Genomic DNA, 20,461 nt, shown 5'->3' on the forward strand with positions numbered 1-20,461 from the left:
AGCACGATCACGCGGTCGGACAGGTAGATCGCCTCCTCGACGTCGTGGGTGACGAAGAGGGCGGTACGCCGGTCGGCGAGCCACACGTCCTGCAGCCAGGCATACATCCCGCGGCGGGTGATCGCGTCGAGGGCGCCGAACGGCTCATCCAGGAGAAGGACGTCCCGATCCAGCAGGAAGGTCCGCAATAACGCGAGGCGCTGGCGCATTCCGCCGGAAAGTTCTCCCGGCCAGGCCGCTTCGAATCCGGTGAGCCCGAAGCGCTCGAAGAGCGACCGGGCGCGGTCGCGGGCCTGATCACGGGGGGCCCCGGTCACCTCGGCGCCGAGGACCGCGTTGTCCAGCGCCCGGCGCCACGGCAGCAGCAGATCGCGCTGCGGCATGTAGGCGACCAACCCGGTCTGGTCCTCCACCGACATGCCGTGCACCCGCACCGCGCCTTCGGACGGCGGCAGCAGCCCGGCGATGACGCGCAGCAGAGTGCTCTTGCCACAGCCGCTCGGCCCCACCAGACTGACGAACTGTCCTTCTTCGACGGCGAGGTCGATCCGGTCGAGGACGAGCCGCGGCGGCCGCCCGCCGTAGCTGTGCCGGAGACCGTTGATCTCGACGGTCGTGGTCATTCGCCGAGAAAGCGGTTCGTGAAAGCCTTGCGCACGTCGACTTTTCCCTCCACCATTCCTGCGTGGCGCAGGAACGCCGTCATCCGGGTCCAGACTGCGGTGTCCTGCCAGCCCCAACGTGCAGCGTGATCGGCGTAGCGGGAGGCGAGGTAGTGGGCAGAGAGACGCACCAACCTGGGATCAAGGTCTGGCGCGGCCTTCAATAGCGCGCCGGCGGCCTCGTCCGGATGAGCCATCGCGGCCTGGTAGCCCCGCCGGGTCGCATGCATGAACGCCGACACTGTTCCGGGGTCGGCGTCGATCAGGGAACTGCGTGCCGCGATCAATGGCGTGTACCAGTCGGGAATGCAGCGCTGGTAGCGGATGAACGGGAAGCTGACCGTCTTCAGATGGTCGATGTGGTTGAACTGCAGGCCTTCCCATCCGTCGAAGGTCCAGACGAAGTCGTAGAAATGCTTCGTCAGGCCGACCCGGTAGTCGGCGTCGCCGACCTGCACATACTTGATCCGCGAAGCATTTCCCCCGTCGCATTTGACCATTGTCTGGACAAGGGCCTTTTCCAACTGACCCCCGAAGCCGCCGTAGGTCAAGGTCGCGAGGTCGCGGGGCCGGCGTACCCCGGACGACTGCAACGCAACGAGGCTCGACGTGTTGTGCTGCAGGATCGCGGCGACCGACTCGACGGGAAGCCCCTGTGCGACGGCCGGAGTCAAGTCCTCCTCCGTGCTGATCGCGAAGTCGGCCTTCCCGGTCGCCAGCATCTGCAGGACGTTGCTGTTCTGGCCCGGCTCGATGATCCGTACGTCGAGCCCAGCCTTGCGGTACCAGCCCTTCTCCTGGGCGAGGTAGATGCCGCTGTGATTGGTGTTGGGGGTCCAGTCGAGAAGCATGGTGACCTGCTTGCGGCCCTGTTGGTCGTGCTTCACCGCACCGGCGTCGGCGCAGCCGGCGAGGAGGACCGCGGCCGCGGCGAAGAGAGCGAGGATCCGCCGGCGTTTCACGGGGCGACCTCCCGATCCGCCGCGCCCGCGGCGTAGCGCCACGGCGACGCGAGCCGAGCGCCGAGCCCGACCAGCGCGAACAGCGCCATGGACAGCAGCGCGATGATCACGACGGCGACGAACACCCGGTCGACGCGGAACGACGCCTTCGACCGGTCGATGAAGATGCCCAGCCCGCTGCTCGCGCCCACCCACTCGCCGACCACCGCACCGGCGACGGCGTACGCCGCGGAGATCCGCAGGCCGGAGAAGAAGGCCGGTACGGCGGCCGGGACGAGCACGATCCGCAGGACCTGCAGGCGGCTGGCGCCCATGCCGCGCACCAGGTCCACCATCTCGCCGTCGACACCGGTCAATCCGGCCACGGTGCTCACCACGACCGGGAAGAAGACGATGAGCGCTACCACCACAACCTTCGGCGCCAGGCCGTAGCCGAACCACAACACCAGCAGCGGGGCGAGCACGATCATCGGCACGGTCTGGCTGGCGACCAGCAGCGGGTAGAGCGCCCGCCGCACCACCGGGGCGGCGGCGAGCGCGATCGCGAGCAGCGCCCCGACGGCGGCGCCGATCAATAGCCCGGCGACCGCCTCCTCCGTCGTGGTGAGCACGGGAGTCGCCAGCAGCGCCCGGGCGCCGACGAAGGCATCGAGGATCCGCGACGGTGCCGGCAGCAGGTAGGGCGCGACACCCCGGGTGGTGACCACCACCTGCCAACACCCGATCAAGGCCGCCAGGAGCACCAGTGCAGGCAGCAGACCGCGGACCCGGCGGAGCGCCGGGCGGGCCGGCGGCAGGGACGGGCGGGTCATGGCCGGAACTTGCGGGTCAGGTCGTCCATGCCCTTGCTGATGCCTTCGGCAATCTTGACCACCGCGATCGAGCTCTGCGCGCCGGCGGCGAGGCAGGCCTCGTGCGCCTGCCGCAGTACCGGCCACACCTCGTCGGGATCGCCTTCGAGCGTGGTGCCGAGCGGTCCGACCTCGTAGTGCAGTCCCGATGCCACGATGACCGCGATCGCGGCCTCGACGTGGGCGTGCGGATCGTCGGGACGCCCGGCCGGGGTGGGCAGGCACTGCAGTTCGACGATCATGGGGTCTCCTCGGGTGCGGTGCCGGCATCTCCCGGCCGTACGGCGATCAGCACGCCGCCGGTCAGCCGGACGTCGGCGCGGGTCTCGGTGAATTCGTTGCTGACCCCGCGGGTCGAGCCGGGCACCAGGTCCTCGCCCGCGAGCGGGTAGCGCAGGCCCACAGTCGTGACCCCGGTGGCGATTCCGTGCACCGGAAGCAGCGTGAGCAGTTCCCCCGGCCGTCCGGTCATGGTGAGGCTGCGCCGTACGACATGGACGGTGGCGGCGCCGAGGAAGGCGGACACGTCGAGCCGCGCGTAGGCCGGCGCGGCGAGCAGGAAGGCGGTGGCCAGCAGGTGGTCGAGCCGGCCGCCGGATCCGCCGACGACCACGATCCGGGCGGCTCCGGTGCGGACGGCCGTGTCGAGGGCGAGTTCGAGGTCGGTGGCGTCCTTGGCGGCCGGGTGTACCTCGACCGGGATGCCCGCGGCCTCGGCCGCGGCGCGGGCCGCCGGGCTGACCGAGTCGAAGTCCCCGACGGCATGGTCGACGGGCAGGCCCAGCGCGGCAGCATGGTCGAGTCCGCTGTCGGCGGCGATGACATAGGCGGGCGACGGCAGCCGGCCGACGACGGCAGCGTCCGGCGGGTCGCCGCCGGTGATCACCACGGCGGTGGGCCGGCACGTCGCCGGCCTCTGCCCCACGTCCATCGCATGCCTCCGCTGGCATTACCCAGGTCAGGTCGTGCGGGTCGGTGGCGCTGCCCGTAACGGGCCGGCCACCCTCTCAGCCCGGCTGCCCGAGCTCCCCGGCGTCATCTGCGCGGTCGACTGTACGCGCGCGGGGCGCGCCGGGCTCAGCCGGGCGAGAGGCGCCGGATGGGCGCGGGCGCGCGAAGCCTCCGGCCCGCCGCCGTACCGAGGTGGTAGGCGACCGGCCGTCCGTCCGGCCGTACGGCGAGCACCGTGTCGGCCGAGGTCCACACCGGCCCGGTCTCCGGCGCCCCGGTACCGCCGTCGAGCGGCAGCACCGTGAGGTCGCGTCCGCCGGCGGCGCTCACCCGGCCGACGATCAGCCGCGGCCGGACGCCGGTCCTCGCCAACGCAGCGAATGCCCGCCCGTCGGGCGCGAGGGCGCCCGGCCCGGCCGGTCGTACCGCCAACAGGTGCGGCAACCAGCGCACGGCCCGGCCGGGAAGATCGACGATCCCCAGCCGCCCGGCCCGGATCAGCAGTACCCGCCGGCCCGCCACGGCCAGCGCCACGCCGGCGGCGATCCGCCGTGAGCCGGTCGCCGAGACCACCCGGACGGCGTTGGCGGTCCGGGCATCCGCGGTGTCGACGACCAGCCCGGCCGCAGTCGCGCCGGCGATCCGGCTACGGGGCGGCAGGACTATGCGTTCACCGGTCGGACGACCGGTGGCGTCGACCGCCCGGGCGGCACCGGCCCGGATCAGCCACGCCCCGGTGCCGGCCGCGTCGGGCACGATGTCCTGCACCGGGCCCGATACCGGATCGAGCCGACGGAGCGTGCCGGCGGGCGCGCGACGATAGGCCGCTCCCGCGGCCCGGTCCAGCAGGAACAACGCCGCACCGGACGACGCGAGCACCGCGCCTGCGCGCACCCCGTCCGGGAGGCTCACCGCCCGCACCGTTCCGTGGTCGAGATCGATCAGCCGTACCCCGGCGGGGACGACGGCCAGCGCCCGGCCGCCGCCGGACACGCTGCTCCCGCCGGCCCGGACCGGGATAGATCTACCGCTCGCCGGCGCCGCGGGTGGCGGCTGGCCCGACGCCACGGCCACCGCGACCGCGACCGCCGTCGCGGCGAGCACGACGACCGCTCCCCCGCCAGATCGGCGGGGTGGGGTCAGGACTCGGCGGAGTCGTGCGATCGGAGCTCTGCGTCGACGGTCGACGACGACCCTCCGTCGATCCGGGACACCCACTCGACCACCTGACGGCCGATGTCCTGCGCTGTCAGGCCGACCTCCGCGCGGACGTCCGCGACCTTCCCGTGCGCCAGGAAACGACGCGGGATACCCACATCACGGGCGGGTACGTCGACGTTGGCGTCGCGCAGCGCCTGCGAGATCTGGGAACCGATGCCGCCGGCGCGACCGCTGTCCTCGACGGTGACGACCAGCCGGTGCCGGGCGGCCAGCCCGACCAGCTCCGGAGCGACCGGGATGACCCACCTCGGGTCGACCACGGTCGCGGCGATGCCCTGGTCGGCGACCCGGTCGGCCACCTCGAGCGCGAGCGGCACCGTCGAGCCGACGGCGACGACGAGCACGTCGCCGCGGCTGGAGCCGTTCTGCACCGCGGCGTCGGGGTGCGCGTCGCGCAGGACGTCGACCCCGCCGACACTGCGCACGGCCGGGATGTCGTCGGGAAGCGTCGTCTTGGAGTAGCGCAGCACCGTGGGCCCGGCCGACCAGTCGACCGCCTCCCGCAGCTCCGCCCGCAGGGTGGCCTCGTCACGGGGGGCGGCGACCCGGATCCCGGGCACCACACCCAGGATCGACAGATCCCACATGCCGTTGTGCGACGCCCCGTCGTCGCCGGTCAGGCCGGCCCGGTCGAGGGCGAAGGTCACCGGCAGCCGGTGCAGCGCGACGTCCATCAGCACCTGGTCGAAGGCGCGGTTGAGGAAGGTGGCGTAGACGGCGACCACCGGGTGCAGTCCCCCGGTCGCGAGGCCGGCCGCCGAGGTAGCGGCGTGCTGCTCGGCGATGCCGACGTCGTAGAGCCGGTCCGGGTAGGCCTCGGCGAATGCCGCCAGGCCGGTGGGGTGCAGCATCGCCGCCGTGATCGCGACGACGTCCGGCCGGTCGGCGCCGATGCGGACCATCTCGTCGGAGAAGACCGACGTCCATTTGCGCCCGCCGCTGGCCAGGAGCTGGCCGGTGAGCGGGTCGAACGAGCCCGGCGCGTGCAGACAGTCGGTCTGGTCGTTTTCGGCCGCTTCGTAGCCGTATCCCTTGCGGGTCAGGCAATGCACGATCACCGGGCTGCCGAATTCGTGGGCCCGCCGCAGCGCCGACTCGACCGCCTCGACGTCGTGCCCGTCGACCGGTCCGACGTATTTCAGGCCCAGGTCCTCGAACATGCCCTGCGGCGCCAGCAGGTCCTTCAGGCCGACCTTCGCACCGTGCAGCGCGTCGTACAGCGGCGCCCCGAAGACGGGAGTCCGGCCGAGCGCCTCCTTGACCATGGACAGCGCCCGCTCGTAGCCCGGGCGCAGCCGCAGTGCGGCCAGATAGTCCGCGAGGCCGCCGATGGTCGGCGAGTAGGAGCGGCCGTTGTCGTTGACCACGATCACCACGGGGCGGTCCTGGGCCACCGCGATGTTGTTCAACGCCTCCCAGCACATACCCCCGGTCAGTGCCCCGTCGCCGACGACGGCGACGACGGCCCGCTTCTCCCCGCGTACCGCGGCGGCCTTCGCGAGGCCGTCGGCGTAGGACAGCGCGGTCGAGGCATGGGAGTTCTCGATGATGTCGTGCTCGGATTCGGCCCGGCTCGGGTAGCCGGACAGGCCACCCGTCTGCCGGAGGGTGTCGAACCCGGCCTGTCGCCCCGTGACCATCTTGTGCACGTAGGCCTGGTGACCGGTGTCGAACAGGATCCGGTCGTGGGGCGAGTCGAAGACGCGGTGGATCGCCAACGTCAGCTCGACGGCCCCGAGGTTGGGTCCGAGGTGTCCCCCGGTGCGCGACACCTTGGCTACGAGGAAGCCCCTGATCTCCGCGGCGAGCGCCGGCAGCTGCTCTGGGTCGAGCGCCCGGACGTCGCCTGGAGAGCGGATCCCCGCGAGCAACCCCGGCTCCGCACCATGGGCACGCTGGTCTGGGTCTTGTCGCTGGTCTGCCACGGTCGCCACTCTAGCCGCGCCGGGCACCGGGACGGGGCGAGGACGCACCACATTCGCGAGGTTCGACGGGTCGTGATCTGCGCCTCATCGGCCGCTGGGAAGACACGCACGGTGTGCGGTTGATTCCGGCCCGGAGTATTCGGCGGCGGCGCGACCGGGTCGTACCCGGAATCACCACCAGATCGACCCATTTTCCCCGCGAGTCACATCAGTTTGTGGGCATCCGGTGGCCTTTTCGGCAACACTGGTAGGTGTCTCCGCGCCTCGGTCCCCCCATGCTGGGGCGCGGAGGCCTCACCTGCCCGTAGGCCGGTCGGCGGCGTCGTTCGGCGGAGCCTCGGCGGCCGCCGGCGTGAGAAGGGCGACGCACTCGACGTGGTGCGTTTCGGGGAAGAGATCGAACGCACGGAGCGCAGCCAGTCGGTAGCCGCCGGTGATCGCCGCTCTGAGGTCCCGGGCCAGCGCGGCCGGATCGCAGGCGACGTAGGCGACGGCCCGCGGCCCGGTGGCCAGGATCGCCTCGACGACCGGCGGGCCCGCGCCCGTCCGGGGCGGGTCGAGTACGACGAGGTCGGCGCTGACTCCGGACAGCGCGGCGGCCGTCACCGGTTCCTGGCGCACCGTCACCTGCGCAAGGTCGGCCAGGTTGGCGGCGGCGTCTGCGGCGGCGACCGGATCCGACTCGAGGGCGACGACCCGACCTCTCGCGCCGACCGCGACCCCGAGGACGCCGGCGAACAGGCCGACCCCGCTGTAGAGGTCGAGCACCGCGTCGCCGTCGTGCGGGCGGAGCAGATCGAGCACGACACCGGTCAGGGTGTCGGCCGCGGCGGGGTGCACCTGCCAGAACGAGCCCGGGGAGACCTGCCAGACGCGGTCGGCCGCCCGCTCGTGGAGCACCGGTCCGGTGGCCGGTACGGCGGTCCGGCGGCGCGTCCCGCGGACGTCGACCGCCACCTCCCCGGCACCGGACACCGCGACCTCGACGAGAGCGCGGGGTGGCCACGGCTGCGCCTGCACCGTCGCGTCGACCCCGGGCGTGACGAGCGGGCAATGGGCCACGGGGAAGACGTCGTGGGATCGGTGCCGATGCAGTCCGAGCCGACCGGCGTCGTCGACCGCGAACTGCGCGCGGGTGCGCCACCCGAGCGGACCGCCGGGCAGCGGTTCGACCACCACTTCGACGTCGGCGAGCCCGCCGATCCGCCGTAGCGCGTCGCTGATCACGTCGGCCTTCAACCGCCGCTGCGCGTCCGGTGCGGCGTGCTGCCAGTCGCAGCCGCCGCAGCGGGCCGGGCCGGCCGCCGGACAGGGCGCGGCGACCCGGTCGGGTGAGGGCGCGAGGATCTGCACGGCGTCGGCCCGGCAGAACGACCCGCCGTGGTCCTCGGTGACCCGCGCGATCACCTCCTCCCCCGGTAACGCATGTCGGACGAAGACGACCCGGCCGTCGTACCGGCCGACGCAGTGGCCGCCGTGGGCGGCGGGCCCGACGGTGAGCGGGATGTCGCGGTGGGCCAACGGCCCGTCGGGGCGCGGGCGGGAGGCCGATCGGCGACGGGTCACGATGGCGGTCGACCGCCGCGCGATCCGGTCGGGGCGGAATCGTCGTCGGAGTCGGGCGGGTTCTCGTCCGGTGCGGCCGACGCGCCACGGAACTCGGCGCGCATGGCGCGTCGCCACCGATCGCGGCGGTAGACCCGCTCCCGGGAGGCGACCTTCTGGCCGGTCGACTCGAGTTGCCAGGGAACGTTGGTGACCATCACGCCCGGCTCGAACAGCAGGCGACTCTTCAGCCGCAGCGCGCTCTGGTTGTGCAGCAGGTTCTCCCACCACTTCCCGACGACGTACTCGGGGATGAACACGGTCACCAACTCGCGCGGGCTGGTCCGGCGGATCGACCGTACGTAGTCCAGGACGGGGCGGGTGACCTCGCGGTAGGGCGAGTCGATCACGGTCAGCGGCACCGGCAGCCGGCGCCGCTCCCACTCGGCCTGCAGCGTCCGGGTGTCGGCATCGTCGACGTTGACCGTCAGCGCCGTCAGGGTGTCCGGCCTGGTGGCCCGGGCGAACGCGAGCGCCCGCAGGGTCGGCTTGTGCACCTTGGACACCAGCACCACCACGTGGTTGCGGGAGGGCAGCACGTCCATCTCGTCGGTGGGCTCGAGCTCACGCGCCACCCGGTCGTAATGAGACCGGATCCCGCGCATCGTCATGTAGATCACGGCCATCGCCAGGATCGCGATCCACGCGCCGTGGGTGAACTTCGTGATCAGGACGATGACCAGGACGATGGCGGTCATACAGAGGCCGAACGCGTTGATCGACTGGGACCGGCGCATCCGCCGCCGCACGACGGGGTCGCGCTCGGTGCGCAGCAGCCGGTTCCAGTGCCGGATCATGCCGGCCTGGCTGCAGTTGAACGACACGAAGACGCCGACGATGTAGAGCTGGATGAGCCGGGTGACGCTGGCGTCGAAGCCGATGATCAGGATGCTCGCGAAGAGCGCGAGCAGCAGGATGCCGTTGCTGAAGGCGAGCTTGTCGCCGCGGGTATGCAGCTGGCGCGGCAGGAAGCGGTACTGCGCGAGGATCGAGCCGAGGACCGGGAATCCGTTGAACGCCGTGTTGGCAGCCAGCACCAGGATGATGCCGGTCGCGGCGGTCACGAAGTAGAAGCCGAACGGGAAGGCGTGGAAGACCGTCTTGGCGATCTGCGCGATGACCGTCTTCTGCTCGTAGCCCGGCGGGGCGCCGATCAGGTCGGAGGACGACTCGGCGATCTTCACCCCGGTCGAATGGGCGAGCAGGATGATGCCCATCAGCATCGTGACCGCGATGAGGCCCATCAGCAGCAACGTGGTCGCGGCGTTCTTGCTCTTCGGCTGGCGGAACGCCGGTACGCCGTTGCTGATCGCCTCGACGCCGGTCAGCGCGGCCGAGCCGGAGGAGAAGGCGCGCAGCACGAGAAAGGCCAGCGCCAGCCCGGTGTAGTGGCCCTCCGCCCGGAGCCCGAAGTGCGCGGTCTCGGCGTGCAGATGGGAGCCGGTCGCGATCTGGATCGCGCCGTAGATGATCATCCCCAGGACACCCACGATGAACGCGTAGGTCGGGACGGCGAACCACGCGCCGGCCTCCCGCACGCCCCGCAGGTTGAGCGCGGTGAGCACGACGATGATGCCGAGGGAGATCACCACCTCGTGGCCGGTGAGCGACGGGACGGCGGAGGTCACGTTGGCGACGCCGGAGGACACCGAGACGGCGACGGTCAGGACGTAGTCGACCATCAGGGCGCTGGCGACGACCATCCCCCACCGCCGGCCGAGGTTGGTCGTGGCCACCTCGAAGTCGCCGCCACCGCTGGGATATGCGTGCACCGTCTGCCGGTAGGACGCGACGACGGTGAGCATCACCCCGGCAACGACCAGGCCGATCCACGGCGAGAAGGCGTACGCCGACAGGCCCGCGACGCTCAGGGTGAGGATGATCTCTTCGGGGGCGTAGGCGACCGAGGAGAGCGCGTCACTGGCGAAGACCGGTAGCGCGATCCGCTTGGGGATCAGCGTCTCGCCGAGCCGGTCACTGCGGATGGGGCGGCCGACGACCAGACGCTTGGTCAGTTGGGTGAACCAGGACACGGCGTAAGGGTAGGGCGGCGGGCAGACTTCGCTGCGAGCGCGGGGCGTGTACCGTCCCGCGAGAGACGCGGCAGAATGGCCTCAGGAGGGGCGAGGGTGCACATCGTTGTGATGGGCTGTGGCCGGGTCGGATCGGGTGTCGCCCGTCGACTCGAGCAGCTCGGCCACTCGGTCGCGATCATCGACCAGAATCCGACCGCCTTCCGACGGCTCGGTGCAGACTTCGCCGGCCGGCAGATCACCGGGGTCGGTTTCGAACAGCGGACGCTGATCGAAGCGGGCATCGAGGAGGCCGGGGCGTTCGCCGCGGTGAGCAGCGGAGACAACTCCAACATCATCTCCGCGCGGGTTGCCCGCGAGACCTTCGGCGTCGGCCACGTCGTCGCGCGCATCTACGACCCCAAGCGGGCGGCGGTCTACGAACGGCTCGGCATCCCGACCATCGCCACCGTGCCCTGGACCACCGACCGGCTGCTCCGGGCGCTGCTGGCCGAGGGCACCGCCGAGGACTGGCGGGACCCCTCCGGCGCGGTCGCCCTGGTGCAACTCGCCTTGCACGACGGATGGATCGGCCGCTCGGTCGGTGCGCTGGAGCAGGCGACCGGAGCCCGGGTGGCGTTCGTCACGCGATTCGGCGAAGGCACCCTGCCGACCGACTCGACGGTGATCCAGCACGGCGACCTCGTGCACATGCTCGCCACCGACGACATCCTGCCCGCGATGACCGAGGTCGCCGCCGCCGAGCCCGAGGAGGCGAACTGATGCGGGTCGCCATCGCCGGGGCCGGCAACGTCGGCTGCTCCATCGCCGGCGAACTGGTCGACAACGGCCACCAGGTGATGCTGATCGAGCGCAACCCCAAGGGGATCCGGCCGGACGCCGTACCCGGCGCCGAGTGGGTGCTCGCCGACGCGTGCGAGCTGGCCTCGCTGGAGGAGGCCGGGCTCCAGCGCTGCGACGTGGCCATCGCCTCGACCGGGGACGACAAGGTCAACCTGGTCGTCTCGCTGCTGGCGAAGACCGAGTTCGCGGTCAACCGGGTGGTGGCCCGGGTCAACGACCCGCGTAACGAGTGGCTGTTCAACGAGTCGTGGGGCGTCGACGTGGCGGTCTCGTCGCCGCGGGTGCTCGCCGCGCTGGTCGAGGAGGCGGTGTCGGTCGGTGACCTGGTCCGGCTGATGACCTTCCGGCAGGGGCAGGCGAACCTCGTCGAACTCACGCTGGCCGAGGAATCGCCGTACGTCGGACAGCCGGTGCGCGACCTGCAGCTCCCCCGCGACGCGGCGCTTGTGGTGATCCTGCGCGGCGGGCGGGTCATCGTCCCGAGTCAGGACGAACCGCTGGAGTCCGGCGACGAACTGCTCTTCGTCGCCACTCAGAACGTCGAGCAGGAGATCCGCGCGACGCTGGGCGACCCGCACACGCCGACCGACTGACGGCCGCCTCAGTCCTCGGCGATCCGTCCCGCCGGTTCTGCGGATTCGGACACCTCTGCGGGCTCGGCGGCCTCGTCGGTCGGCGGGGTCACCTTCCGGCGGGCGCGGCGGATCGCCCAGACGGAGATCACCCCGACGACCGCGAAGAGCGGATATCCCATCGCCAGCGATGTCGCGGCCAGCCACCCGGTGGCGTTGCGTTGGTAGAAGAAGTGCTGGACCAGGGTGCGGGAGAAGAAGACCGCGGCCCAGAGCAGCGTCGTGGCGGTGTAGGTGCGCATCATGGTGCGGTTGTGCCGCCAGGCCTGGCCGCGTCCTTCGAGGTACTCCCAGGCGAGACCCAGCAGCGGCCATCGCACGAGGACCGAGAGAAGGAACACCGCACCGTAGATCAGGTTGCGCCAGATCCCGAAGAGGAAGTAGCCACGCGCCTGACCGGTGCGGGCGGCGATGAACGCCGCAATCGCCACGGCGAGTAGGCCGCCGATGGCCTGCTGAACCGGTTCGCGACGCGCCAGCCGTACGACGAACAGCAGCACGCCGGCACCGATCGCCGACCAGATGGCCACCCGCAGACCGCCGATCGCGTTGGCCACGACGAAGACGATCACGGGGAGCCCGGAGTCGACCAGACCCCGCCAGCCGCCGATGGCCTGCATGATCAGCTGATGCCCCTGCCCTTCGCCCGCAGGGGTGGTCCGGCGGGAGTCTTCAGGGCGGTGATGACTCACGAAGAAGTCGGCTTCAGTTCGTACCAGGGGTTGAAGAGCACGCTGGTGCCGTTCTTCTCGGCCAGCCGGCCGCGGGCCACGATGACCCGCCCCGGCTCGATGCCGGCGATCTGCCGGCGACCCATCCAGACGAGGGTGACGCACCCGGAACCGTCGAAGAGCTCGGCCTGCAGCGTCGGCACGGTCTCGTGCGGCTTGAACATCACCGACTTCAGCCGGCCGGTGATGGTGACCTCCTCGCCCCGGCAGCACCGGGACACGGCCATCGCGCCGCTCTGCTCGACGTCGCTCTGCAGCTCCTCGGCGTCGAGATCAGCGTCGTCGGCGACCAGCCGCCGCATTGCGCGGGAGATCCAACTCCGCTCACGCGGTGCCTGAGCCTGGTCGGTCATCGACGACTCACTCCCTCGTTGCGCCGGCACCCTCGATCACCCTCCAGGGTAGCGGGCCGAGTCCAACCCTCTGGCCACCGTTCGGGGGTGCTCAGCGGTGCGCCCAGGCCTCCAGCTGGGTCAGGACGGCCGCCCACCCGGACGAATCCGGCTCGAGGAGCGAGAAGTGACCACCACCGACCAGCCGGAGATCGCACGAATCGCCTGCCAGTGCGGCCGCGTGCGCGTAGCGCTCGCTCTGGCCGACGGGCACCGTGTCGTCGGCCCGGCCGTGCACGCAGAGCACGGGGACGCCGATCGGTAGTCGGCGGATCGGTGACGCGCAGGCGTAGCGGTCCGGAACCACGTCGGGCGGCCCGCCGAGCAGGTCCTCGACGGCTCCCGCTCCGAGCCGGTCCCACGCCGCATCCTCCAGGTCCAGGACTCCGGCCTGCGCCACCGCACCCACCAGGCGCACCCGGGGTCGCGCCCCCGGCAGACCGGCCCCGAGGGTGTGCCGCGCCGCCGACCACACGGCGAGCTGCCCGCCCGCCGAATGCCCGACCGCGCTCACCTGGCCCAGATCAAGCGGCTGGGATGCGGCCAGGGCCGCCAGCTGGTCGATCCCGGCACCGACGTCGGCGAGCGTCGTCGGCCAACCGCCGCCCCCGCCGACCCGGCGGTATTCGAGGTTCCACGCCGCGAACCCGTGCCGCGCCAGGTCCCGCGCGAGCGGTGCGCCGAGTCCGCGGTCATACGCCGCCCGCCAGAAGCCGCCGTGCAGCACGACGACCACCGGATGCGGGCCCGCCCCGGCGGGCAACCAGAGGTCCCCGACCTGAGCCCGGTCGGCGCCGTACCGCTCGGTGAGAACGGGCCGGCCCCGCCGGGTCATCGGCGGCGGCTCAGTCCGGCGCGCCGTCGGGCAACTGCGCCTCTATCTGCTCGGCCACGTCGCGGGGAAGCTGAAGGGGGAGCGGATCGCGCACCGGCATCGGGTCCTGGCCGCGGGCGACGACGACTTGACGGAGCGCGTCCTCGAACTCGCCGGGCCGCCCACCCGCCTCCGCCGCCGGTCCGCTCACCACGGCGCGCAGGAACCATCGTGGACCGTCGATTCCGATGAAGCGGGCCGCCTGGTGTCCGTTCTGGGCGCGCACCCGGGTCGTCAACTCGCGGCCCCACGGCCCGTCCTGCTCCTGGCCGGTGCCGCCGTTGGCGGAGATCTCGGCGAGGATCTCGCGACGGACCGAGTCCCAGATCCCGCCGGTGCGGGGAGCGGCGTAGACCGCAAGCTCGATGGCTCCACCCCGCGACGTGATCGTGGCCGCGACCGGGATCCCCTCCGGGCTCATCCCGAGTTGCACCTCGCAGCCGGGCACCAACGGCACCTGCAAGGCGCCGAGGTCGAGCCGCTCGACGTCATCCGCCGGCGCATCGGCGACGTCCCACGGCCCACTGGTGGGCTCCTGCGGATGCTCCCGGTGCTCCTGCCCCGGCATCGTGGCGTCGAGCTTGTTGCGGTTGCGCCGCCGGCGTCCGAACGCCATCAGCCCTCATCCGGCACGATGACGAGCTCCTCCGGCGCCGCGAACAAGCGGTGCCCCCCGGTCGATCCGTGTCCGCCCGTGCCGCGCTCGGACGGCGGGAGAGCGTCGACCACGCGGAAGGCCGCCCGCTCGACCCGCTGGATGACGAGCTGGGCGATCCGGTCGCCACGATCCACCCGGACCGGCTCGCGGGGGTCGAGGTTGATCAGGTTGACGCGGATCTCCCCCCGATACCCGGCATCGATGGTTCCGGGCGCGTTGACCAGAGTCACCCCGCACCGCGCCGCCAGGCCGGAACGCGGATGGACGAAACCGGCGTATCCGTCCGGCAGCGCGATCGCGATACCGGTGCTTATGACGGCACGCTCGCCGGGCTGCAGCTCGACGGAGACGGCCGCGACCAGGTCGGCACCGGCGTCGGCCGGGCGCGCGTACGCCGGCAGAGCGAGGTCCGGATCGAGCCTGGTCACGAGCACGTCGACCGTGCCGTCGGGCGGTGGTTGCGGGGTCGAGGACACAGCGCGCAACGCTACCCTCGGCACCCCGTCACCCGCGCCGGGTCACCCGCGCCGCCCGCTCAGGCGGCGCAGTCGCGGCAGATCGGCCGGCCGTTCTTCTGGCCGGCGAGCTGACTGCGGTGATGGACGAGGAAACAGCTCACGCAGGTGAATTCGTCCTCCTGCTTGGGCAGCACCTTCACTGTGAGTTCTTCGGTGGACAGATCGGCACCGGGCAGCTCAAATGACTCGTTCAGTTCGGCTTCATCGGTGTCGACGGTTGCAGACTGTGCCTCAGCGCGCCGGGCCTTGAGCTGCTCGAGAGAGTCCTCGCCGAGCTCGTCGGTCTCGTTACGCCGAGGGGCGTCGTAATCGGTTGCCATGTGTTCGTCACTCCTGCCGTCAAGATATGGCGCGTGGGTAACGCGCCGCCCCGCCCATATGTGCCCGATCGGCGTAGGTTTTTGGTGACGTCCCCCACGTTGCCGCCAGGCGCTCTCCCGGTCGCATTGCCGACCGGGGGCGCAGAAGGCTACAGGAGTGTATGTCAGGGGCTCGCATGCCTCCCCGTTTCGCGACAATCGGGCACGATCGGCGGTGCGTCGGCCCGTCGGTTGTCGCCTGTGGTGGGCTTGGTAGCTAGAGTCCCGTTGTGTCCGGGAGATGCCGGTGTCGATGATGAGCCCGCTCGGGCAGGTGCCGCAGCGGCGGCCGCCCAGGCGGCGGCGACGTCGCCGGGCGTGGCCTTTGGTGGTCTTCATCCTGATCTTCGCGCTCGCCGCCGGTGCGGTCTGGTGGCGGATCTTCTCCGACAACTCCCACTCGTCGACCGCCGCGTGCTCCTCGAGCCAGGTGTCCCAGGCCGACCTCAACCCGCATGACATCTCCGTGCGCGTCTACAACGCCACCAACCGCAGCGGCCTTGCGGGGCGGGTGACGACCGGGCTCCGGCAGCGGGGGTTCGTCGTCATCGCCACGACGAACGACCCCACCCGCCGCACGGTCACCGGGATCGCCGAGATCCGCTACGGGTCGGCCGGAGCGGCGGCGGCCCAGCTGATCGCCTCCGTCGTCCCCGGAGCGACGCTCGTCTCGGACAAGCGCACCGACGCCGCCGTCGACCTCGCTCTGGGTCCGAAGTATTCGAGCCTGGCCACGACCGGGGAGATCCGCGAGGCGGTGCGCCGGCTGCGCGCGCAGCCGTTGAAACCGGCCGGCTGCTGAAGTGCGGCATGAGTATGTGCCCCGTGAAACCGATGCGTCGTGAGTCGATCAAACCTGCGGACGCCGCCGCGGCGCTCGGCGTAAGGTCCGTCCGTCGAGACGCTGATCGACCGGGGAGGTGCGGATGACCACCAGCAACGCCGACCGGGCGACCCGCGGATTCGGCATCGACATCGGCGGCAGCGGCATCAAGGGTGCCGTGGTCGACCGGCGTACGGGTGACCTGTTGTCCCCGCGCCACCGCATTCCGACCCCGTCCCCCTCGACGCCGCACGCCGTAGCGGGTGTCGTGACCCAACTCGTGGACGGTGAGAACTGGACCGGCACGGTGGGGGTCACCTTCCCGGCCGTGATCAAGAACGGCGTGGCCCGCTCCGCGGCCAATGTGGATCCGAGCTGGATCGGCACCGACGTCGACAAGACGTTCACCGAGGCGACCGGCCGCGATGTGACGGTCCTCAACGACGCCGACGCCGCCGGGCTCGCCGAGGTCCGCTTCGGCGCCGCGAAGGGCGTGCGCGGCGTGGTGATCGTGCTGACCTTCGGGACCGGCATCGGCAGCGGGCTTTTCGTCGATGGCCGGCTGGTCTCCAACACCGAGCTCGGCCATCTCGAGTTGGACGGGCACGACGCGGAGAAACGGGCCGCGGCCTCGGCCCGGGAGAACCACGATATGTCCTGGTCGAAGTGGGCCCATCACATGCAGCACTACCTCAAGCATGTCGAGTCTCTCTTCTCCCCCGACCTCTTCGTGATCGGCGGAGGGGTGAGCAAGAAGTCGGAGAAATGGCTGCCGCACCTGAAGTTGCACGCTGCGGTCAAGCCGGCCGAACTGCTCAACAACGCGGGCATCGTCGGCGCCGCGCTGGCGGCCGCAGAGCGCCGGGATGGCTGACTCGGGCGGCGTCGGAACGGCCGATCCAGGCGTGTCGGGCCGCCCGCGACCCGCCGGGGAGGCGCAATCGGCCGCGGCGAAGTTACACTGGAACACACGGCGCGGGCGGCCGGGCCCCATCTCCCGGAAGCGCTCCTTCCGGCCGACCGGGCCTGTGGGGTCGCAACTGCGTCGAACCCTGCCGTGACAGGCAACCGCATCCGTGGAAGGGCCTTCGTGCGATCAGCAGACTCACCCTCTCGATCAGCCGAGTACGCCGCCAACGCGGCGACCGACGACTCCCCGGTCACCGCTCCCCGACGCGACGCGCCATCGCCACGCCGCGCCTCCGCCGCGTCGGCCGCGGCCCGTTCGTCGGTGACCCGCCGGGCGGCCCCCGCCGGGCGGCCCGCCAAGGCGACCAAGTCGCCGAAACCGGCCGGTGAGGCGTCGAAGACCGGCGCGAAGCCCAACGGCAAGAACGGCGTCGCCAAGAGCGCCGGCAAGGGCGCCGCACCCGCGGACGCGAAGGGTGGCAAGGCCGAGGGCCTCGCCATCGACGAAGAGGTCGAGATTCCGGTGACCCCGGGGGACGAGGACTCCCCCGACTTCACCTGGGACGAGGAGGAGTCCGAGGCGCTGCGCCAGGCGCGCAAGGACGCCGAGCTCACCGCCTCCGCCGACTCCGTCCGCGCCTACCTCAAGCAGATCGGCAAGGTCGCGCTGCTCAACGCCGAGGAGGAGGTCGACCTCGCCAAACGCATCGAGGCCGGGCTCTACAGCGCCGAGCGGCTTCGCCAGGCCGAGGACACCGGCGAGAAGCTCGTGGTCTCGATGCGCCGCGACCTGCACTGGATCGTGCGGGACGGCGAGCGCGCGAAGAACCACCTGCTCGAGGCCAACCTGCGGCTGGTCGTCTCGCTGGCGAAGCGCTACACCGGCCGCGGCATGGCGTTCCTGGACCTCATCCAGGAGGGCAACCTCGGCCTGATCCGTGCGGTCGAGAAGTTCGACTACACCAAGGGCTACAAGTTCTCGACCTACGCGACGTGGTGGATCCGGCAGGCGATCACCCGCGCGATGGCCGACCAGGCCCGCACCATCCGTATCCCGGTGCACATGGTCGAGGTCATCAACAAGCTCGGCCGCATCCAGCGTGAGCTACTCCAGGACCTCGGGCGCGAGCCCACCCCGGAGGAGCTCGCCAAGGAGATGGACATCAACCCGGAGAAGGTGCTGGAGATCCAGCAGTACGCCCGGGAACCGATCAGCCTCGACCAGACCATCGGCGACGAGGGAGACAGCCAGCTCGGAGACTTCATCGAGGACTCCGAGGCGGTCGTGGCCGTCGACGCGGTGAGCTTCACCCTCCTGCAGGACCAGCTGCAGTCGGTCCTGCAGACCCTCTCCGAGCGGGAGGCGGGCGTCGTACGCCTGCGGTTCGGCCTCACCGACGGCCAGCCGCGCACCCTCGACGAGATCGGTCAGGTCTACGGCGTGACCCGGGAGCGGATCCGCCAGATCGAGTCCAAGACCATGAGCAAGCTGCGCCACCCCTCCCGCTCGCAGGTACTGCGGGACTACCTCGACTGAGCCATCCGCAGCGCGTTCGTCATCGGCACGAAACATGCCTGGTACGCCGAGAGTGAACACTGCATCTCGTGCGGGCGACCGAAGCGATCCGACCGGCGCTTCCGCACGGGCCGGATAGCCCATTCGGGTGGCCGCTTCCGCCCAAGCGGGCGCGGCACGCGCCGACCACGGCCCGATGTGATGTTGACTGCAGTGCAGACGGGAACGTCGGCGCGTGTGCCTCGGTTGTGCAGGGGTACGAAGAGAATGGCTACACGTACACGAAGAAGGGAACGCCGTGACTCCGACCGCAACAACGACGCCGGCACCTCCGTCGGCCGCCGACCGCTGCGACCGGTGTGGCGCAGCGGCCCAGATCCGGGTCGTTCTTCCCGGCGGCGGCGATCTCGTCTTCTGCGGACACCATGCCCGCACATACCAGGAGAAGCTGCGCGAAGTGGCCACCGAAATCGTGGGCGAGTGATCCGCTCGGCCTACAGCGCCCGATCATCACCGCGTCGGCGAGGTCATTGACGACCTACGCGCCGGCGACGGTGCATCCTGAATAACCGTGGCCGCTCCTCATGACCCGGCGTCTCGCCGGGACTTTCCGCAGGCAGCGCGGCGGGCCGTGGAGCGGGCCACCGCCGAACAGCACCGTATCCGCGAATCGGTCAAAGACACCGTCGCGGACACGGTCGGCCCAGTCGTCCGGCACCGCCCGATCCGGGTCCTCCGCCGTACTCTCGCGAAGGCCTGGCGGGACCGGGTGCTCGGTCTCTCCGCCGAGGCGGCGTTCTGGCAGCTGTTGTCCATGCCGCCACTGTTCCTCGCCCTGCTGGGCAGCCTGGGTTACATCGGAGGGCTGTTCGGGCCGACGACCGTGCACTCGGTCGAGACCCGGCTGATCTCCTCGATCGAGCGGGTCCTCACCCCCAACGTCGTCCAGCAACTCGTCGTCCCGACCGTGCACGGGGTCCTGCAACACGGACGGGCGGACGTCATCAGCATCGGGTTCGTGCTGGCCCTGTGGGCCGGGTCCTCGGCCACCGCGACGTTCGTCAACACCATCACCATCGCCTACGGCATGCGGGACATGCGGGGCGCGATACGCAGCCGGCTCATCGCGTTGTGGATCTACCTCGTGTCGGTCCTGATCGGGGTGCTCCTGCTCCCGGTCCTCGTCCTCGGCCCGGCCAAGATCGTCGACTTCGCCCCCGGGCGCATCCGGGGCGACGTCGCGACGTTCGTCAACGCGCTGTACTGGCCGGTGGTCGTGGTCATCCTGATGATCGGCCTGACCAGCCTCTACCATTTGGCGCTGCCCAAGCGGCTGCCCTGGCATCGCGGCATCCCGGGCGCGGTGTTCGCCGGCTGCATCTTCCTGCTCGGCAGCTACGGCCTGCGGATCTACATCGACTCCGTCGTCCGCCGCGCCTACCTCTACGGCGCACTCGCCTCACCGATCGCCGCGCTGCTGTTCCTCTTCCTGCTCGCACTCGCCGTCCTGCTCGGGGCCGAATTCAACGCGGCAATCGAGGAGATGTGGCCGTCACGTCCGAGTGGTCATACCCGACGGGCCGCCCGCCGTCGCGCGAAGGCGGCGGCTACTCGTCGTCAATGACCCGCGCGGGGTCCGAGCCGGGCTCGAGCCCCCGCTCGGGCGCCAGGCCGACGTAGCGCTGGAACCGCGAGGGCTTGTTGGGGAGCCGGTCATTGGCCAGCACCACCGCCACCCACGGCAGGATGATCGCGCCGGCCGCGAAGACGGGCCAGAGCCAGACGATGTGGTAGAACGCCGCCGCGAGCAGCAGGCAGACCACCCGCATGCCCATCGTGATCGCGTAGCGCCGACGCCGGTAGTCAAGTTCGGCCTGCGGACTCGGCGGGGCCGCGGTGATCAGGACCGGCGGATTCTTGTGGTGCCTGCGCAACCTCACCACGTCCTCTCCGCCGAATTGCGTCCGGCGTTTCCATCGTCCCACCGGTGCATCCC

At 71.2% G+C, this 20,461-nt stretch carries 23 protein-coding genes and 1 riboswitch; of the genes, 7 read left to right on the top strand and 16 right to left on the bottom strand.

The features are described 5' to 3' along the window. The 9 genes from VGH85_12475 to VGH85_12515 form a co-directional block, all read right to left on the bottom strand. The coding region (locus VGH85_12475) for an ABC transporter ATP-binding protein (protein HEY2174614.1) at positions 1-623 on the bottom strand (623 nt) is incomplete at its 3' end. Next, a complete protein-coding gene (locus VGH85_12480) occupies positions 620-1,624 on the bottom strand; it encodes an ABC transporter substrate-binding protein (GenBank protein HEY2174615.1) in 1,005 nt (334 codons plus the stop codon). The genes VGH85_12475 and VGH85_12480, both read right to left, overlap by 4 nt. Further along, positions 1,621-2,436, bottom strand: coding sequence for an ABC transporter permease (locus VGH85_12485; protein HEY2174616.1), 816 nt, complete (start codon positions 2,434-2,436; stop codon positions 1,621-1,623). The genes VGH85_12480 and VGH85_12485 overlap by 4 nt, the downstream gene beginning before the upstream one ends. After that, positions 2,433-2,717, bottom strand: coding sequence for a thiamine-binding protein (locus VGH85_12490; GenBank protein ID HEY2174617.1), 285 nt, complete (start codon positions 2,715-2,717; stop codon positions 2,433-2,435). The genes VGH85_12485 and VGH85_12490 overlap by 4 nt, the downstream gene beginning before the upstream one ends. After that, the gene (locus tag VGH85_12495) at positions 2,714-3,406 is read right to left on the bottom strand and encodes a thiamine diphosphokinase (GenBank protein ID HEY2174618.1); all 693 of its coding nucleotides are present in this window, start codon (positions 3,404-3,406) and stop codon (positions 2,714-2,716) included. The genes VGH85_12490 and VGH85_12495 overlap by 4 nt, the downstream gene beginning before the upstream one ends. Then, positions 3,393-3,517: riboswitch (TPP riboswitch) on the bottom strand. It overlaps the preceding gene by 14 nt. A gap of 35 nt (positions 3,518-3,552) precedes the next feature. Continuing rightward, complete coding sequence (locus tag VGH85_12500; GenBank protein ID HEY2174619.1) at positions 3,553-4,530, bottom strand: hypothetical protein; 978 nt, start codon at positions 4,528-4,530, stop codon at positions 3,553-3,555. Between the two features lie 35 nt (positions 4,531-4,565). After that, positions 4,566-6,518 carry a 1-deoxy-D-xylulose-5-phosphate synthase gene (gene dxs / locus VGH85_12505; protein HEY2174620.1) on the bottom strand — a complete coding sequence of 651 codons (1,953 nt, stop codon included), beginning with the start codon at positions 6,516-6,518 and terminating at the stop codon, positions 4,566-4,568. Positions 6,519-6,866: 348 nt separating this feature from the next. After that, positions 6,867-8,138, bottom strand: a complete 1,272-nt coding sequence (locus tag VGH85_12510) for a TRAM domain-containing protein (GenBank protein HEY2174621.1) — start codon at positions 8,136-8,138, stop codon at positions 6,867-6,869. Beyond that, on the bottom strand, positions 8,135-10,210 hold the full coding sequence (locus VGH85_12515) for an APC family permease (GenBank protein ID HEY2174622.1): 2,076 nt from the start codon (positions 10,208-10,210) through the stop codon (positions 8,135-8,137). Before VGH85_12515 ends, VGH85_12510 begins: the two co-directional genes overlap by 4 nt. Before the next feature lie 96 nt (positions 10,211-10,306). On the opposite strand from VGH85_12515, the gene VGH85_12520 reads away from it, so the two are divergent. Both VGH85_12520 and VGH85_12525 read left to right on the top strand, forming a co-directional pair. Continuing rightward, on the top strand, positions 10,307-10,972 hold the full coding sequence (locus tag VGH85_12520) for a TrkA family potassium uptake protein (protein ID HEY2174623.1): 666 nt from the start codon (positions 10,307-10,309) through the stop codon (positions 10,970-10,972). After that, a complete protein-coding gene (locus VGH85_12525) occupies positions 10,972-11,646 on the top strand; it encodes a TrkA family potassium uptake protein (GenBank protein ID HEY2174624.1) in 675 nt (224 codons plus the stop codon). The genes VGH85_12520 and VGH85_12525 overlap by 1 nt, the downstream gene beginning before the upstream one ends. Before the next feature lie 8 nt (positions 11,647-11,654). Here VGH85_12525 and VGH85_12530 read toward each other — a convergent pair whose 3' ends face one another. From VGH85_12530 to VGH85_12555, 6 genes are all read right to left on the bottom strand, one after another. Continuing rightward, complete coding sequence (locus VGH85_12530) at positions 11,655-12,305, bottom strand: DUF3159 domain-containing protein (GenBank protein HEY2174625.1); 651 nt, start codon at positions 12,303-12,305, stop codon at positions 11,655-11,657. 68 nt (positions 12,306-12,373) lie between these two features. Further along, positions 12,374-12,769, bottom strand: coding sequence for an OB-fold nucleic acid binding domain-containing protein (locus tag VGH85_12535; protein HEY2174626.1), 396 nt, complete (start codon positions 12,767-12,769; stop codon positions 12,374-12,376). Between the two features lie 91 nt (positions 12,770-12,860). Next, on the bottom strand, positions 12,861-13,643 hold the full coding sequence (locus VGH85_12540) for an alpha/beta hydrolase (protein HEY2174627.1): 783 nt from the start codon (positions 13,641-13,643) through the stop codon (positions 12,861-12,863). A gap of 10 nt (positions 13,644-13,653) precedes the next feature. After that, entirely contained in the window at positions 13,654-14,298 is a 645-nt protein-coding gene (locus VGH85_12545) for a DUF3710 domain-containing protein (GenBank protein HEY2174628.1), read from the bottom strand. Next, positions 14,298-14,816, bottom strand: a complete 519-nt coding sequence (dut, locus tag VGH85_12550; protein ID HEY2174629.1) for a dUTP diphosphatase — start codon at positions 14,814-14,816, stop codon at positions 14,298-14,300. Before dut ends, VGH85_12545 begins: the two co-directional genes overlap by 1 nt. 59 nt (positions 14,817-14,875) lie before the next feature. Then, on the bottom strand, positions 14,876-15,178 hold the full coding sequence (locus tag VGH85_12555; protein HEY2174630.1) for a DUF4193 domain-containing protein: 303 nt from the start codon (positions 15,176-15,178) through the stop codon (positions 14,876-14,878). Between the two features lie 292 nt (positions 15,179-15,470). Between VGH85_12555 and VGH85_12560 the strand changes: the two genes are divergently transcribed. The 5 genes from VGH85_12560 (at position 15,471) to VGH85_12580 (ending at position 20,089) form a co-directional block, all read left to right on the top strand. Continuing rightward, entirely contained in the window at positions 15,471-16,019 is a 549-nt protein-coding gene (locus VGH85_12560; protein HEY2174631.1) for a LytR C-terminal domain-containing protein, read from the top strand. 124 nt (positions 16,020-16,143) lie between these two features. Further along, positions 16,144-16,914 (top strand): ROK family protein, encoded by a 771-nt coding sequence (locus VGH85_12565; GenBank protein ID HEY2174632.1) that lies wholly within the window; start codon positions 16,144-16,146, stop codon positions 16,912-16,914. Between the two features lie 198 nt (positions 16,915-17,112). Next, positions 17,113-18,486 (top strand): RNA polymerase sigma factor, encoded by a 1,374-nt coding sequence (locus VGH85_12570; GenBank protein ID HEY2174633.1) that lies wholly within the window; start codon positions 17,113-17,115, stop codon positions 18,484-18,486. A gap of 277 nt (positions 18,487-18,763) precedes the next feature. After that, a complete protein-coding gene (locus VGH85_12575; GenBank protein HEY2174634.1) occupies positions 18,764-18,949 on the top strand; it encodes a hypothetical protein in 186 nt (61 codons plus the stop codon). Between the two features lie 87 nt (positions 18,950-19,036). Beyond that, entirely contained in the window at positions 19,037-20,089 is a 1,053-nt protein-coding gene (locus VGH85_12580) for a YihY/virulence factor BrkB family protein (protein HEY2174635.1), read from the top strand. Here the strand turns inward: VGH85_12580 and VGH85_12585 are convergent. Continuing rightward, positions 20,073-20,405 (bottom strand): DUF3099 domain-containing protein, encoded by a 333-nt coding sequence (locus tag VGH85_12585; GenBank protein HEY2174636.1) that lies wholly within the window; start codon positions 20,403-20,405, stop codon positions 20,073-20,075. The genes VGH85_12580 and VGH85_12585 overlap by 17 nt on opposite strands. Positions 20,406-20,461 lie beyond the last annotated feature (56 nt).

This window comes from Mycobacteriales bacterium (assembly GCA_036497565.1).
Classification (GTDB): domain Bacteria; phylum Actinomycetota; class Actinomycetes; order Mycobacteriales; family QHCD01; genus DASXJE01.

Coding starts and splice junctions, on each gene's coding strand:
- VGH85_12540 (HEY2174627.1), bottom strand. CDS start 13,643: ATGACCCGGCGGGGCCGGCCCGTTCTCACCGAGCGGTACGGCGCCGAC.
- VGH85_12560 (HEY2174631.1), top strand. CDS start 15,471: ATGATGAGCCCGCTCGGGCAGGTGCCGCAGCGGCGGCCGCCCAGGCGG.
- VGH85_12535 (HEY2174626.1), bottom strand. CDS start 12,769: ATGACCGACCAGGCTCAGGCACCGCGTGAGCGGAGTTGGATCTCCCGC.
- VGH85_12525 (HEY2174624.1), top strand. CDS start 10,972: ATGCGGGTCGCCATCGCCGGGGCCGGCAACGTCGGCTGCTCCATCGCC.
- VGH85_12555 (HEY2174630.1), bottom strand. CDS start 15,178: ATGGCAACCGATTACGACGCCCCTCGGCGTAACGAGACCGACGAGCTC.
- VGH85_12485 (HEY2174616.1), bottom strand. CDS start 2,436: ATGACCCGCCCGTCCCTGCCGCCGGCCCGCCCGGCGCTCCGCCGGGTC.
- VGH85_12530 (HEY2174625.1), bottom strand. CDS start 12,305: ATGCAGGCCATCGGCGGCTGGCGGGGTCTGGTCGACTCCGGGCTCCCC.
- VGH85_12565 (HEY2174632.1), top strand. CDS start 16,144: ATGACCACCAGCAACGCCGACCGGGCGACCCGCGGATTCGGCATCGAC.
- VGH85_12495 (HEY2174618.1), bottom strand. CDS start 3,406: ATGGACGTGGGGCAGAGGCCGGCGACGTGCCGGCCCACCGCCGTGGTG.
- VGH85_12490 (HEY2174617.1), bottom strand. CDS start 2,717: ATGATCGTCGAACTGCAGTGCCTGCCCACCCCGGCCGGGCGTCCCGAC.
- VGH85_12545 (HEY2174628.1), bottom strand. CDS start 14,298: ATGGCGTTCGGACGCCGGCGGCGCAACCGCAACAAGCTCGACGCCACG.